Here is a 14,486-nt window from a genome sequence, read left to right as displayed (position 1 = left end):
AGGCGCGCCTCCGCGGCGGCGTCCTCGGCCGGCGGCGGCGGCGCCTCGCCGACCCGCCCGGAGCGGTACGCGCGCCAGGCGTCCTCGACGGCCAGGCGCAGGGCGCGGAGCGAACGCGGCGGCCGCGCGCCGCGCTCGGCGAGCCCCGCCAGCCCGTCGCGCACCCCCTGGCAGACCACCGCGACCGGGATGCCCTGCCGCTCCCACTGCGCGACGAGCTCCTCGTCGAGCGGCGACACGAGCAGCCCGGTGCCGCGCCGCGCGAGGAAGTACTCCGTCACGACCGCGTGGTACCCGAGCGTCGATGCGGGGAGGTCGGACATCGGGCGAGACGTTACCGCGCCCGTCCGTCACCCGGATCGGCGGGGGTCAGCGGCGCAGCGTCGGCGCGGACGAGGCGAGGATCGCGAGCACCTCGTCCGCCGACTGGCAGCGGCGCGCCGGATCCTTCTCGAGGAGCCGCATCGCGAGGGCGCCGAGGGCCGGGTCGGCGCCGCGGTTCAGCTCCTCGACCGGCCGCGGGCGGACGTGGAGGATCTCGCGCCAGAGCTCCATCGGATCGTGCGCGGCGAACGGCGGCAGCCCGGCGAGCAGCTCATAGAGGATGACGCCGAGGCTGTAGAGGTCGCTCCGCCCGTCCACGCCCTGGCCCTGCGCCTGCTCCGGGGACATGTACCGGTAGGTCCCCACGATCCGGCCCGCCTGGGTGAGCGGCTCGTCCGCCTCGGCCACCCACTTCACCAGCCCGAAGTCCATGAGCCGCGCGTGCCGCGCGTCGTCCACCATGATGTTCGACGGCTTGAGATCGCGGTGGACGAGCCCGCGGCCGTGCACGTACCGGAGCGCGTCCGCGACCTCCGCGAGGGCGGCGCGGAGCCTGGCGATCCGCGCCGGCCGGTTGAGCGCGTCGAGGGCGTCCGGCGCGAGGGGCGGCGGCGGCGGGCAGGCCGGGCCGGGCCCGAGCCCCTCGGGGCACGGGCCGGAGAAGCAGGCCTCCTCCGTCTCGGGCTCGTCCATCATCGCGGCGAGGGCCCGGATCGCGTCGGGCCCGGGCTCGCCGGTGGAGCCGGAGAGCCCGTTGTCCGGCGCCGTCTCCACCGTGCACGCGAGGGAGCGGGCGCCCTCGTCCACGGCGGGCGAGAGGTAGGTCCGGAGGTCCAGCCCCTCGACGAGCTCCATGGCGAGGTAGGAGTACCCCTCGGCCACCCCCGCCTCGTACACCCGGATGACGTTCGGGTGGTCGAGCGTCCGCAGCACCTCGTACTCGCGCGCGAGCCGGCGGGCCGCCGTCGCGTCCACCGCCGGTGCGGGGCCGAGCACCTTCACCGCGACGTGCGCCCGGCTGCCGGCGCGGCGCGCGCGGTAGACGGTGCCGACGCCGCCCCGCCCGATCACGGACAGGATCTCGAACGGGCCGACGCGGTGCGGAGGCACGATTCGAGGATAGGGGCCGGGGAGGGAGGGGTCAAACGGGCACCGGGGACGGCCCACCCGTCCGGGCCCGCCCCCGCGCCCCGCCGTGTTATAAGCCCGCGCGGATGACGAGCATCGAACCGCTCGCAGCGCTCGAGGCGCGCGTGAAGACGCGCCCGCTGCCCCGCCACGTCGCGATCATCATGGACGGCAACGGCCGCTGGGCCGAGCAGCGCGGCCTGCCGCGCATCGCCGGACACCGCGAGGGGTCGGAGGCGGTCCGGGCGGTCACCCGCGCCGCGCGGCGGGTCGGGATCGAGGCGCTCACGCTGTACGCGTTCAGCGCGGAGAACTGGGCCCGGCCGTACGCCGAGGTGAAGGCGCTCATGCAGCTCCTCGCCGACTACCTCGAGTCCGAGCGCGGCGAGATGATGGAGAACGGCGTCCGCCTGAACGCCATCGGGGAGCTCGAGCGGCTGCCCCGGAACGTCGCCGAGCGGCTCGCGCAGGCGCGGGCGGAGACCGCCGCGAACCGCGATCTGGTCCTCACGCTCGCGCTCTCGTACGGCGGCCGACAGGAGATCGTCCACGCCGCGCGGGCGGCGGCGGCGGCGAAGGGCGCGGCGCTCGAGGCGGAGGATCTCGAGGCGGCGCTGTGGACGCACGGGCTCCCCCCGCTCGACCTCCTCGTGCGCACCAGCGGCGAGCGGCGGATCTCGAACTTCCTCTTGTGGCAGTGCGCGTACGCCGAGCTGCACTTCTCCGACGTGCTCTGGCCGGACTTCCGGGACGCGGAGCTGTTCGCGGCGGTCGCCGACTTCCAGGGGCGGCAGCGCCGCTTCGGCCTCACCGGCGCCCAGCTCGCCGACGGCGGGCCGGGAAAGTAGGGATGGGAGCGCTCGATCCGAAGAACCGGCGGAACCTCGCGCTCCGCGTCACCTCGGCCGCGGTCCTCTTCCCGCTCGCCATCTGGATCACGATCCTCGGCGGGCGCGCGTTCGCCACCCTCGCCGCGATCGCGGGGGTGGTCGCGGCGAGCGAGCTCGTCCTGATGTTCACGTCCCTCGGGCTGGGCGAGGCGCTCGGGATCGCGGTGACCGGCTTCATCCCGTTCGCGGCCGCGTTCGCCGAGGACGGCGCGCTCCTCCCGGCCTGGTCCGGGCTCGCCCTGGCCTGCGCCACCGTGGCGATCCTCTCGGTGTTCCTGTTCCGCCGGGGGCCGCTCGAGACGATCCCGCGGGCGGTCGCGGTCGTCGCCCTCTCGTGGCTCTACTGCGGCGTCCTCCTCGCGAGCGTCGTCGGGCTCCGCCGCTTCGGGGTCGAGTGGGTGATCCTCGCCTTCGTGGTCACCTGGGGGAACGACACCTTCGCCTACTTCACCGGGCACGCCGTCGGGAAGCACAAGATGGCCGTGCGGATCTCCCCCAAGAAGACGTGGGAGGGGTTCGCCGGCGGCGCGGTCGGCTCCGTGCTCGGCGCGCTCGTCACCCGCTGGCTGCTGCCGGACCTCGCGGCGGCGCTCCCCGTCGGCGTCGCCGTCGGGATCGGCGCCGGCGGCGCGGTGCTCGGTCCCCTCGGCGATCTCTGCGAGTCGATGGTGAAGCGCGCGGCGGGCGTGAAGGACTCGGGGAAGATCATCCCCGGCCACGGCGGCCTCCTCGACCGGATCGACGCGCTGCTCTTCGTGGCGCCCTGGATCTACCTGTTCGCGGCCTCGCTCGGCGCGGTGCGCTGAGAGCTCGTCGAGGAATTCGACGAGCTCTCAGGCCGACCCGCGTGAGCGGGGCGGCGGGTGGGGCGAAGCGCCCGAATTCACTTCGGGCGCGAGGGGCGGGCGACGGCCCGCCCCTCCTGGATTGAGCTGCCCTCGAGCCGCCCGGCCCTTCGCCCGGGGCCCCGCCGGCGGGGCAGCGCGGCGAGGCCGCCCGTGCTAGACATGGGCGCGTGAAAAAGGTCGCGATCCTCGGTTCGACGGGCTCCATCGGGACCCAGTCGCTCGACGTCGTCAGCCGCTTCCCGGATCGGTTCGAGGTCGTCGGCCTGGCCGCCGGCCGGAACGCCGCGGGGGTGCTCGAGCAGATCCGCCGGTTCCACCCGCGGGTGGTGTCGGTCGCCGACGAGGCGGCCGCCCGGGCAGTGCGCGCGGAGGCGCCCGCGGGCGTCGAGGTGCTCTCCGGCGAGGAGGGGGCGGTGGCGGTGGCGGCCCACCCGGACGTCGAGCTCGTGGTCGCGGCGATCGCGGGCGGCGCCGGGCTGCGCTCCACGGCGGCGGCCATCGAGGCAGGCAAGGCGGTGGGGCTCGCCAACAAGGAGTCGATGGTCCTCGCCGGCGAGCTGCTCATGGCGCGCGCCGCGGCGAAGGGGCTCCCGATCCTGCCGGTGGACTCGGAGCACAGCGCCATCTACCAGTCCCTCGCCGGCCACAACCGGGCCGAGGTGCGCCGCCTCGTCCTCACCGCCTCGGGGGGGCCGCTCCGCGCCGTGCCGGCGGCCGAGCTCGCGGGCGTGACGCCGGAGCGCGCGCTCAAGCACCCGAACTGGTCGATGGGCGCGAAGATCACCATCGACTCCGCGACGCTGATGAACAAGGGGCTCGAGGTGATCGAGGCCCGCTGGCTCTTCGGGGTCGAGCCCTCGCGCATCGACATCATCGTTCACCCGGAGTCGATCGTGCACTCGATGGTGGAGTACATCGACGGCTCGATGGTGGCCCAGCTCGGGATCTCCGACATGCGCGGCCCCATCAGCTACGCGATGGGCCACCCGGAGCGGCTCCCGCTCCAGCTCCCCCCCCTCGACCTCGCCGGGCGCGGCCGGCTCACCTTCGAGGCGCCCGATCCGACCCGCTTCCCCGCCTTCACCCTCGCCTACCGGGCGCTCGAGCGAGGCGGCACGTCCCCCGCGGTGCTCTCCGGCGCCGACGAGGCGGCGGTCGCGGCGTTCCTCGCGGGGCGTTGCCGCTTCGTGGACATCGCCGACCTGTGCGGCGAGGTGCTCGAGGCCCACGTCCCCGAGCCGGTCCGCTCGGTGGAGCAGGCGCTCGCCGCGAGCGACTGGGGGCGGGAGGAGGCGGAGCGGCGGGTGGCGCGGCGGGCCCGGTGAGGCCCGCGGGGGAGGGCGCCCGGCGGACGCGGGGCGAGCGCTACGGCGCCCGGTCTGCTAGAGGAAAATGAATGATTCCGGCGGCCCTCCTCCAGCTCGGCTCGTTCGTCGTCCTCGTCGGCGGGCTCATCTTCGTCCACGAGCTGGGGCACTTCCTCGTCGCCAAGGCGATGGGGGTGAAGGTCGTCCGGTTCTCCATCGGCTTCGGCCCCCGGCTCTTCGGGTTCACCCGCGGCGAGACGGAGTACCGGATCGCGCTCCTGCCCCTCGGCGGCTACGTGAAGATGGCCGGCGACGATCCGTCCGAGGAGCCGGCGGCCGAGGATCGCGGCCGCGGCTTCCTCGAGCAGGCGCCCTGGCGGCGGCTCCTCATCTCGCTCGCGGGCCCGGCCGCGAACCTGATCTTCCCCGCGGCGATCTACCTCGTGCTCGGGCTGGCGCAGAACGGCACGCCCACGGCCGGCCCGGTGGTCGGCACGGTCATGCCCGGCTCGCCCGCCGATCGCGCCGGCCTCCGCCCGGGCGACCGGATCCTCTCGGTCGAGACGCCCGGGGAGCCGGCCCGGCCGGTGCGGTACTTCGGCGATCTGCAGGATCTCGTCTCCCCGCACCCCGGCGAGCCGCTGGCGTTCGAGGTCGAACGGGACGGCGCGCGCCTCGCGCCGCCGCTCACCATCACCCCCCGCGGCGAGCGCGACTCGAACCCGCTCGAGAGCACCGAGCGCGGCGTGATCGGCGTGACGCCGTACTACCCGGCGGCGGTGGTCGCGCCGGCGACGCCGGGCGCGGCGGGGCCCCTCGAGCCGTTCGACCTCGTCGTGCGGGCCGGCGGCGCCCCGGTGCGCAACGCCGGCGACCTCGACCGGGCGCTGGCGAAGGCGGCCTGCGGCCCGATCGACCTCACGGTCGTCCGCGAGTCGGCGCTCCCGCTGCCCGGGGCGACCCTCGCGCGCTACGCGCCGCTCGACCTGCGGGCGGTGCCGACCTGCGCCGGCGGCGAGCGGGTCGTCCGGATCGCCGATCCGAACGTCTCCACCTTCATCGCGTCGGTCGAGCCCGGGAGCCCGGCGGAGCGGGCGGGGCTCCGGCGCGGCGACGCGATCGTGTCGGTGAACGGCCGGGCGGTCCGGTCGCTCGCGCGGGACCTCCCCTTGTCCGAGTGGAAGCCGGGCGTGCCGGTGAAGCTCGCGCTCGCCGACGGCCGCGCCGTGGAGGTCGTCCCGGGCAAGCGGACCGTGAGGGACGACCTCACCGGCAAGCAGGTGGACCAGCCGGTGATCGGGTTCGCGCCGGACCGGCAGGCGCCCATCGACGCGAAGGCGCTCGTGGCCGATCAGGTGACGCTCGATCGCGGGCTCGCCGAGCTCGCCACGGTGGCGGTGCGGGACCTCCGCGACGTGGTGCGGATCACCGTGCTCGGCATCGTGCGGATCGTCACGGGGAAGATCAGCTCGGAGAACGTGGGCGGGGCCCTCATGCTGTTCAAGATCGCGGGGGAGGCGGTCGAGGAGGGCTGGAGGTCGTTCCTCTTCAAGATGGCCTTCATCAGCGTGAACCTCGGCCTGATGAACCTGCTCCCGATCCCCGTGCTCGACGGCGGGCACATCGCCCAGGCGGCGGTGGAGGGCGTCACCCGTCGCCCGCTGTCGGCGCGGGCGCGCGAGGTCGCGAACATGGTCGGCCTCGTCCTGCTCGTCCTGCTCATGGGGTTCGCGTTCAAGAACGACATCGTCCGGTACCTCCGCCCGCCCGGCCAGTAGCGCCGGGGGCCGGAGGGCGTTGCGGGGGGCGCGCCGGGCCGGTGATCTGCTAGAACACCGCCGTGCTCGTCGCCGCTCTCGACACCGCCACCCTCACGCTCTCCTGCGCCCTCGCGGACGTGGCGCCCGGCGAGGCCGCGCGCGTCCGCCGCGAGCGGACCGAGCACGCTCCCGCGAAGCCGCAGCGAGGCGCGCTCGGCGGGCACGGGGCGCGGCTCCCCTCCGCCCTCGTGGACCTGCTCGCCGCCGAGGGCCTGAAGCTCTCCGACGTCGAGGGCTACGCCGTCGGCCTCGGCCCCGGCTCCTTCACCGGGCTGCGGATCGGCCTCGCCACCTTGAAGGGGCTCGCCTACGCGAACCGGCGCCCCATCGTCGGGGTCTCGAGCCTCGCCGCGATGGCGCTCGGCGCCGCGCGCGACGCGCCCGCCGGCGCGCTGCTCGTGCCGCTCCTCGACGCGAAGAAGGGCGAGGTCTACGCCGGGTTCTACCGGGCGGAGGGGCGGGGCGTGACGGCGGCCCTGCCCGACGCGGCGCTCCCGCCTGAGGCCCTCGCCGCCCGCCTCGCGGCGCTGCCGGCCGGCGGCCCCGGCGCGCTCGCGTTCGGGCAGGGGTACGCCGCGTTCGAGGCCGCGCTCGCCGGGAAGGTCCCGCGGCTCGCGACCGCCGTCGCGACGCCGCCCGCGTCCGCCGTCGCCGCGCTCGCGGGCGAGGCGCTCCTCGCGCGCCCCTTCGATCTCCTCGCGCTGTTCGCCCTCGAGCCGCACTACGTCCGCCCGAGCGAGGCCGAGCTCAAGTTTCCCCACGGCCTCGGCCCCGGGGCGTCGAAGCCGTAGCGCTCCGCACCCCGCGCCCGACCTCCAGGTTCCCCGTGACGCCCCTCGATCCCGCCGTCTTCCGCCCCGCCCTCCGGAACGTGCTCTTCCTGCTCCTCGCCGGCGCGTCGGGCGGCGCGCTCCTCGCCGTCCTCTTCGCGGTCCCGATCGCGGTCGGCGGGGTCCTCGGCGCGATCGCCGCCCTCGTCGCGCTCGCCGTCCGCCAGCTCGGCGGCGTGCGCGTCGTGGCGAGCGAGCGCGGCCTCGCCGTGCTCGGACGCGAGGACCCCATCGACGCGCGCTGGGGCGAGCTCCGGCTCGGGTTCGGGGCGAGCCCGTGCGCCACCCGGGAGCCGCAGCGGTACGCCATCGTCGCCGACGCGCGCGGCCGCTCCTTCGCCTTCGCGGACCTCGCCGGCCAGGGCGCGTGCGCGCCCGTCCGCGGCCTCGACGGCCGCGAGGTCGAGGTCGTGGACCTCCGGGACGCGCCGCTCCTCCTCGCCCTGCTCGTGCAGCGCGTGCCGGCGTGGGACATCCTCCCGCCCGCGCTCGTCCCGCCGCCGCTCGAGCCGGCGCCGGAGCCGGGCGCCCCCGCGGACGCGCCCCGGCGCCCCGCCCGCGTCGGCGCCATCGGCGTCGTCGCCAAGCTCGGCGGCACCGTCGCGAAGGCGCTCAAGACCGCGAACGTCGGCTGGGCCGCGGCCTCGGCGGCCACGTACGCGTACCTGTTCTCCTGGCAGTTCGCGCTGGCGCTGCTCCTCCAGCTCTTCGTCCACGAGTACGGCCACGTGCACGCGATGCGGCGGACCGGGATGCGGGTGCGGGGGATGTACTTCGTCCCGTTCCTCGGCGCGGTGGCGGTGAGCGAGGACGCGTTCACCTCGCGCCGCCAGCAGGCGTACGTCGCGCTGAACGGGCCGGTGTGGGGGTCGCTCCTCGCGCTCGTCCCGGCGGGGCTCTGGCTCTGGACGCGCCAGCCCGGCTGGGCGGCGCTCTGCGCCTGGTGGGCGCTCATCAACCTCTTCAACCTCATCCCCGTGGCGCCGCTCGACGGCGGGCGGGTGATGCAGGCCCTCGCGTACTCCTTCTCGTCGATCCTCGGCGTCGCGCTCACGGTGGCGGGGCTCGGGGCGGCGGTGGTGATCGGCACCCGCCTCGGGTACGGGCTCGTCTGGCTCGTCGCCGCCCTCGGCGCGATGGAGCTCGCGGGCGAGGTGCAGGCCCGGGCCGGGGCGCGGGCCCTGCGCCTCCTGCCGGACCGGACGCGGTTCGGTCGGGAGCACTTCCGGTGGCTCCGCGCGGTGGCGGGGCCGCCCCTCGGCGCGCCGAGCGAGCCGTTCTACCTGCGCGATCTGGAGCGGGTCGAGAAGGCGTCGCACGCGGCGCCGCTCCCGGCGCGCGAGCTCGCCGCCTGGGGGGTCGCCTACGCGGGGCTCGCGGGCGGGCTCCTCGCGCTCGTACACTTCATGGCTCACGTCCCCGGCGCGGACGCCGCGGCTCGGCTGCTGGGGTAGCGCGGCTGCTGGGGTGGGGAGCCCGGGGGGCACCGGGCGGGGGAGGCGGGCAGGTCGTGCACGTGTTCCTCACCGGGGCGACGGGGCTCATCGGGACGGCGCTCGCGGCCGCGCTCGTCGAGCGGGGCCACCGCGTCACCGGCCTCTCCCGCGCGCCGGAGGGGCGCGCCCGGCTGCCGGCGGGCGTGCGGCACGTCCGGGGCGATCCCGCCGCGCCAGGGCCCTGGGAGGAGGAGCTCGCCCGGGCCGACGCGTGCGTGAACCTCGCGGGCGAGCCGGTCGCCGGCGGACGCTGGACCGCGGCGCGGAAGCGGCGCATCCGCGAGAGCCGGGTGCGCGCCACCGAGCGGCTGGCGGCGGTGATCCGGGCGGGCGGCCCGCGGGTGCTCGTCTCCGGGAGCGCGGTCGGGTTCTACGGCGCGCGCGGCGACGAGCTCCTCGACGAGTCCTCGGCGCCCGGCGAGGGCTTCCTCGCCGAGGTCACCCAGGCCTGGGAGGACGCGGCGGCGCCGGCGGCGGAGCGCGCCCGGGTGGTCCGGGTGCGGACCGGCCTCGTCCTCGCCCGCGGCGGCGGCGCGCTCCCGCAGCTCGTGCGGCCGTTCCGGCTCTTCGCCGGCGGGCCGCTCGGGCGCGGCGACTTCTGGCAGCCGTGGATCCACCTCGCCGACGAGGTCGGGCTCCTCCTCCTCGCCCTCGAAGACCCCCGCTGCGAGGGGCCCCTCGACGCCTGCGCGCCGGAGCCGGTCCGGAACCGCGACCTCGCGCGGGTGCTCGGCCGCGTCCTGCACCGGCCGTCGCTGCTCCCCACGCCGGAGGTGGCGATCCGGCTCGCCCTCGGCGAGGTGGCGGACGTGGTGCTCGCGAGCCAGCGCGTCCTGCCGCGCAAGGCGCTCGCCCTCGGCTACCGGTTCCGGTTCCCCGAGATCGAGGGAGCGCTGCGGGATCTCTTGAGGTAGAAACACCGCGACGCCCCATGGCGACCCGCGCTCGCGTCGGGGCAGCCCCTTCCACGCGCCGCTCGCCCTTCGACTCCGGCGCGCGCCAGGCGCGCCTCCGCCCGGGGCGAACGGAGCGCCCGGACAGCCCGAGGCCCGAGGCCTCCCAGGAGCTCCTCTCTCGATGACGACCACCCCCGCTCGCTCGTTCTCCCTCGCCCTCGTCGGCGCCACCGGACTGGTGGGCCGCGCCGTGCTCGACGCCCTCGCCGACGCCGACCTCGAGCTGTCGCGCCTGAAGCTCCTCGCCTCGCCGCGCTCGAAGGGCGCGCGCCTCGAGTGGAACGGCGAGGAGCTGCCGGTGGACGGGCTCGAGGAGGGGGCGCTCGACGGGGTGGACGTGGCGATCTTCTGCGTCCCGCCCGAGGTCTCGCGCGCGTGGGGGCCGAAGGCGCGGGCCGCGGCGTGCGTGGTGGTGGACGGCTCGTCGGCCTTCCGGCTGGAGCCGGACGTGCCGCTCGTCGTGCCCGAGGTGAACCTCGCGGCGATCGAGGGCGTCCGCGCCCGCGGCGTGGTCGCGAGCCCGGGCCCCTCGGCGACGACGCTCGCGCTGGCGCTGGCGCCGCTCCAGCGCGCGGCGGGGCTCGAGCGGGTCGTGGTCGCGACGTACGAGCCGGTCTCCGGCGCGGGGCAGCGAGCGGTCGCGCAGCTCGAGCGCGAGGCGACCGACCTCATGAACGCGCGCGAGCCGGAGCCCGGGACGGCGCTCCCGCACCGGATCGCCTTCAACCTCGTCCCGCAGGTCGGCGCGTTCGGGGCCGACGGGCGCACCGAGGAGGAGGCGAGGCTCGCGGACGAGGCGCGGAAGGTCCTCTCCGCGCCGGGGCTCCGCGTCGCCGCGACCGCCGTGCGCGTGCCGCTGTTCTTCGGCCACGCCGCCGCGGTGAACGTCGCGACCTCGCGGCCGCTCTCCGCCGCCGCCGCGCGCGAGGCGCTCCGGGCGGCGCCGGGCGTGAAGGTGGTGGACGACCCGGCCCTGTCGGTCTACCCGATGCCGATGCTGGCCGTGAACGACGACGCGGTGCTGGTGGGGCGCGTGCGCGAGGATCCGTCCCAGCCGAACGGGCTCGACCTGTTCCTCGCCGCGGACGACCTGCGGCGCGGCGCGGCCACCGGCCTGGTGCGGCTGGCGGCCGAGGTGGCGGCGCGGCGGCAGTAGAGGAGGGGCACACCCGGCGCGGCGTCCCATGCCAATTTGGCAGGACGGCGCGGTCCGGCGACCCGGATTTGCCATTCTGGCGCCGGCGGGCGCCCGGGCGCACGGGCGCGCGCGTGCAACCGGGCGTACGGAGGGCGAGACCGCGGTTGCCAGGCTGGCGCCGGCCTTGCACAATCCCGCCGACATGACCCGTAGACGCGCGCTCCTCCTCCTCGGTCTCGCCGGGCTGCCCGCCGTCGTCCTCGCGGCGATCTCGGCGGGCGCGGGGCAGGTCCTGGAGACGACGAACTTCGACGCCGTAAACGCCGTCAGCTACGTCAACGCCGCCCAGTGCGCGGGGACCGAGCCCGTGCACCTCGAGTGGAACGTCCAGGCCGGCTCGACGACCACGGGGACGTACAAGATCTACGCCTCGAACCAGCAGCCGACGGCGGCGACCGGGACGACCACCGTCTTCTGCGCCGAGCAGGACGTCCCCAACGCGACCCCGACCCCCGTCGTCGCGAACCAGGTGGACTCCGCCACGGTGTCGAGCGCGGTGCAGGACAAGGACGTGTCCGGGGCGACGATCGCGAGCGCCGTCCAGTACGGCTGCGACGCGGCGAACGAGGGCAAGGCGCTCTGGATCTGCTCGCACCTGTTCAACGACAGCGGCACCCGGATCGCGGCGGCGACCGGCAAGTTCCTCTTCCAGGTCACGGCGCCCCCGGCCCCCGTGGGCGTGAGGGCGAGCGCCGGCGACTCGGCGCTCCAGGTGAATTGGACCGCGGGCACGGATGGGGCGACGGTGGACCACTACGTCGTGACCGCGACGCCGGTCGGATCGACCACCGTCGCCGCGAGCTCCGGCCGGATCACGGGGACCTCCACCCGGCTGCGCGGGCTCGTCAACGGCACGGAGTACACGGTCTCGGTCGTCGCCTTCAGCAAGGGCGGCAACCCGAGCGCCGCGGGGACCGCCACCGGGACCCCGGTGCAGGTGGAGGACTTCTGGAGCTGGTACAAGCTCCAGGGCGGAACCGAGCAGGGCGGCTGCGCGAGCGGCTCCGGCGGGCTCGCGGCGCTCGCGGGCGTCGCGGCGCTCCTCGTGCTGCGCCGGAGGAGGAAGTGATGCGGCGCGTCCCGCTGGCCCTCGCCGTATCGCTCGCGGCGCTCGCCCCGCTCACCGCGCGCGCGCAGACGTCTTCCCCGCGGTGGGGCTCCTTCGAGCTCGGGACGAGCAGCTTCGCCCCGAACGTGGACTCGGCCTTCGCGCCCATCCCGGGTGGGCCGACGGGGGCGGGCCCGTGGGAGCAGATGTTCGGGATCCACCGCCGCTGGGGGCTCCGGGTGGGGCTCTCCAAGACCGTGTTCGACGGGTTCGGAGCGCTCGACGTCGGCCTCCGGACCGGCTACGTGCGCGCCGGCGCGAAGGGGTTCGTCAACACCGCGCCGGACGGGCAGCCTGCGATCTGGGTGCGCTCGGGCGACACCACCTACTTCCACATGATCCCGACGAGCGCGATGGTGACCTACCGGTTCGACTGGTTCGCCGAGCGCTTCAACGTGCCGCTCGCGCCTTACGGACGCTTCGCGTTCGAGCGCTACAACTGGTGGGTCGAGAACGGGAACGGGGCGACCAAGCAGAAGGGGGCGACGAACGGCTGGTCCATCACCGGCGGCGTCGCGCTCCTGCTCGACTTCTTCGACCCGGGCCTCGCCCGCGAGCTCGACGCCGAGACCGGCATCAACCACACCTACCTGTTCTTGGACGTCACGAAGACCCAGGTGGACGACTTCGGCGCGTCCAGGAGCTGGGATCTCTCCGAGCGCGATGTGAGCTACGGCGCGGGGCTGATGTTCGTCTTCTAGCTACGACGCACGATCGCTGCCTGCGGCGGGCAGACTCGTCGCTGTGCTGCTCGGCGTACGGAAGCAGTACGCCTGCGCTGCGCGCTCCTCTTGTGCCCGCCTCGGCGACGCGCTCGTGCGTCTCGCACGGGGGCGGATCGCTGCCTGCGGCGGGCAGACTCGTCGCTGTGCTGCTCGCCCTTCGACTCCGGCGCGCTGCGCGCGCCTACGCTCAGGGCGAACGGGGCAGAGGAGCCTGCGTTGCGCGCTCCTCTTGTGCCCGCCTCGGCGACGCGCTCGTGCGTCTCGCACGGCGGTGGATCGCTGCCTGCGGCGGGCAGGCTCGCCGGCTCGCTGCTCGTGCGTCGCTATAGCTTGCGGTGCTTCAGCGCCGGCAGCTCCTGCCGCACCCGCTCCAGGCGGTCGCGCTTGAACGGCGCCACGCACACGCCCTCGCCGTCGGGGCAGCGCGCGAGCACGACGCCCCACGGGTCCACGATCATCGCGTTGCCGAACGTCTGGCGCGACGAGGAGTGGCGGCCGACCTGGGCGGGCGCCAGCACGTAGGCGAGGTTCTCCACCGCGCGGGCGCGGACCAGGACCTCCCAGTGGTCCTTGCCGGTGAAGAGCGTGAACGCCGACGGGATCGCGATGACCTCCGCGCCGAGGGCGGCGAGCTTCCGGTACAGCTCCGGGAAGCGCAGGTCGTAGCAGACGGAGAGGCCGATGCGGCCGAGCGGGGTCGGGGCGATCACGACCCGGTCCCCCGGCACCACCACCTCGGACTCCGCGTACCGGGCGCCGTCGGGGATCTGCACGTCGAAGAGGTGGATCTTCCGGTACGCGGCGACGATCGACCCGTCGTCGGCGATGAGCGCGCTCGTGTTCGCGGTCTTCCCCGGCGCGTCCACCTTCTCCGCGATCGAGCCGGCGAGCACGTACACCCCGCGCCGCCGCGCCACCTCGCGCAGCGTGCCGAGCGTGGGCCCCTCGAGCGTCTCCGCGCCGGCGAGCCGCGCGTCCTCGGGGCCCATGAAGGCGAAGTTCTCCGGCAGGCCGATCAGCTTGGCCCCGAGATCCGCCGCCTCGTTCACGAGCCGGACGGCGGTGTCCAGGTTCCGCGCGCGGTCTGCGGTGGAGGTCATCTGCACCGCGCTCATCAGGTAGGCCGACGGGGGCATGTCTCACCCTTAGCACGACTCGGGTCGATTCCCCTGCGGCGCGGCGTCCTCCTGCCGGGGCGCCGCCTCACGCCCCGCGCGCCCGGCGGGCGGGCACGCTAGACTCCGTCCGTGCAGAGCTTCTACACCACGTTCGAGGCGGCGCGGCTCCTGGGCGTGTCCCTCCCCACCGTCGTGAACTGGATCAAGGCCCGGCGCATCAAGGCGCACCGGACCCCCGGTGGGCACCGGCGCATCGCCCGCGAGGACCTCGCCGCGTTCATGGTCCACCAGGGGATTCCCCTGCCGCCGGAGCTGTCCGACGCCGCCTCCGCGCGGCGCAAGGTGCTGGTCGTCGCCGAGGCCGGCCCCGCGCGCGAGGGGACCGCCCGCCGGCTCGCGGGCGCGGGGTACGACGTGGAGCAGGCGACGCCCGGCTTCGCGGCCGGCGCCGCCGCCGCCCGGTACGCCCCGGACGCGATCGTGCTCCACGCGCCCGGTCCGGACGGGGGCGAGGTGCTGCGCGGGATCCGCGCCGACCGGGAGCTCGCGGGCGTGGCGGTCGTCGCGATCGGGCTCGCCTCCTGGGCGGAGTCCCTCGCGGGCGCGGGTTGCGCGGCTGCCGTGGCGGCGCCGCCGGCCGAGGGCGCGCTCGAGGCCGCCGTCGCGGCGGCCCTCCGCGCCGACGGGCCGCACGCCCCCACCGCGACGGCCGCCCGCTCGGCCCACCGGCGCAGGCCG

At 75.8% G+C, this 14,486-nt stretch carries 13 protein-coding genes and 1 pseudogene; 11 read left to right on the top strand and 3 right to left on the bottom strand.

Annotated features, from left to right (window positions below; translation table 11 throughout):
* Positions 1-323, bottom strand: a pseudogene (locus MNZ27_RS21180) (hypothetical protein); the annotation flags it as partial.
* A gap of 46 nt (positions 324-369) precedes the next feature.
* Positions 370-1,434 carry a serine/threonine-protein kinase gene (locus MNZ27_RS21175; RefSeq protein ID WP_242396076.1) on the bottom strand — a complete coding sequence of 355 codons (1,065 nt, stop codon included), beginning with the start codon at positions 1,432-1,434 and terminating at the stop codon, positions 370-372.
* Positions 1,435-1,538: 104 nt separating this feature from the next.
* On the opposite strand from MNZ27_RS21175, the gene uppS reads away from it, so the two are divergent.
* From uppS to MNZ27_RS21125, 10 genes are all read left to right on the top strand, one after another.
* On the top strand, positions 1,539-2,300 hold the full coding sequence (uppS, locus tag MNZ27_RS21170; protein WP_242396075.1) for a polyprenyl diphosphate synthase: 762 nt from the start codon (positions 1,539-1,541) through the stop codon (positions 2,298-2,300).
* A gap of 2 nt (positions 2,301-2,302) precedes the next feature.
* Positions 2,303-3,148 (top strand): phosphatidate cytidylyltransferase, encoded by an 846-nt coding sequence (locus MNZ27_RS21165; RefSeq protein WP_242396074.1) that lies wholly within the window; start codon positions 2,303-2,305, stop codon positions 3,146-3,148.
* 209 nt (positions 3,149-3,357) lie between these two features.
* The gene (locus MNZ27_RS21160; RefSeq protein ID WP_242396073.1) at positions 3,358-4,515 is read left to right on the top strand and encodes a 1-deoxy-D-xylulose-5-phosphate reductoisomerase; all 1,158 of its coding nucleotides are present in this window, start codon (positions 3,358-3,360) and stop codon (positions 4,513-4,515) included.
* Positions 4,516-4,586: 71 nt separating this feature from the next.
* A complete protein-coding gene (locus MNZ27_RS21155) occupies positions 4,587-6,275 on the top strand; it encodes a site-2 protease family protein (protein ID WP_242396072.1) in 1,689 nt (562 codons plus the stop codon).
* Positions 6,276-6,337: 62 nt separating this feature from the next.
* On the top strand, positions 6,338-7,108 hold the full coding sequence (gene tsaB, locus MNZ27_RS21150) for a tRNA (adenosine(37)-N6)-threonylcarbamoyltransferase complex dimerization subunit type 1 TsaB (protein ID WP_242396071.1): 771 nt from the start codon (positions 6,338-6,340) through the stop codon (positions 7,106-7,108).
* A 35-nt stretch (positions 7,109-7,143) separates the two neighbouring features.
* The gene (locus MNZ27_RS21145) at positions 7,144-8,601 is read left to right on the top strand and encodes a metalloprotease (protein ID WP_242396070.1); all 1,458 of its coding nucleotides are present in this window, start codon (positions 7,144-7,146) and stop codon (positions 8,599-8,601) included.
* A 56-nt stretch (positions 8,602-8,657) separates the two neighbouring features.
* Positions 8,658-9,557 carry a TIGR01777 family oxidoreductase gene (locus tag MNZ27_RS21140; protein WP_242396069.1) on the top strand — a complete coding sequence of 300 codons (900 nt, stop codon included), beginning with the start codon at positions 8,658-8,660 and terminating at the stop codon, positions 9,555-9,557.
* 163 nt (positions 9,558-9,720) lie between these two features.
* The gene (locus MNZ27_RS21135) at positions 9,721-10,755 is read left to right on the top strand and encodes an aspartate-semialdehyde dehydrogenase (RefSeq protein WP_242396068.1); all 1,035 of its coding nucleotides are present in this window, start codon (positions 9,721-9,723) and stop codon (positions 10,753-10,755) included.
* Between the two features lie 184 nt (positions 10,756-10,939).
* Positions 10,940-11,866 (top strand): fibronectin type III domain-containing protein, encoded by a 927-nt coding sequence (locus MNZ27_RS21130; protein ID WP_242396067.1) that lies wholly within the window; start codon positions 10,940-10,942, stop codon positions 11,864-11,866.
* Positions 11,866-12,606 (top strand): MXAN_2562 family outer membrane beta-barrel protein, encoded by a 741-nt coding sequence (locus MNZ27_RS21125; RefSeq protein WP_242396066.1) that lies wholly within the window; start codon positions 11,866-11,868, stop codon positions 12,604-12,606. The genes MNZ27_RS21130 and MNZ27_RS21125 overlap by 1 nt, the downstream gene beginning before the upstream one ends.
* 347 nt (positions 12,607-12,953) lie before the next feature.
* Here the strand turns inward: MNZ27_RS21125 and MNZ27_RS21120 are convergent, their stop codons facing one another.
* Positions 12,954-13,766: a carbon-nitrogen hydrolase family protein gene (locus tag MNZ27_RS21120; RefSeq protein WP_242396065.1), complete on the bottom strand. Its 813-nt coding sequence runs from the start codon at positions 13,764-13,766 to the stop codon at positions 12,954-12,956.
* A 111-nt stretch (positions 13,767-13,877) separates the two neighbouring features.
* Between MNZ27_RS21120 and MNZ27_RS21115 the strand changes: the two genes are divergently transcribed.
* The coding region (locus MNZ27_RS21115; RefSeq protein WP_242396064.1) for a MerR family transcriptional regulator at positions 13,878-14,486 on the top strand (609 nt) is incomplete at its 3' end.

It is taken from the genome of Anaeromyxobacter oryzisoli (genome assembly GCF_022690765.1).
Taxonomy (GTDB): domain Bacteria; phylum Myxococcota; class Myxococcia; order Myxococcales; family Anaeromyxobacteraceae; genus Anaeromyxobacter; species Anaeromyxobacter oryzisoli.
Note: the sequence above shows the minus strand (reverse complement) of the source record. Positions and strands in the feature narration are given on the sequence as shown.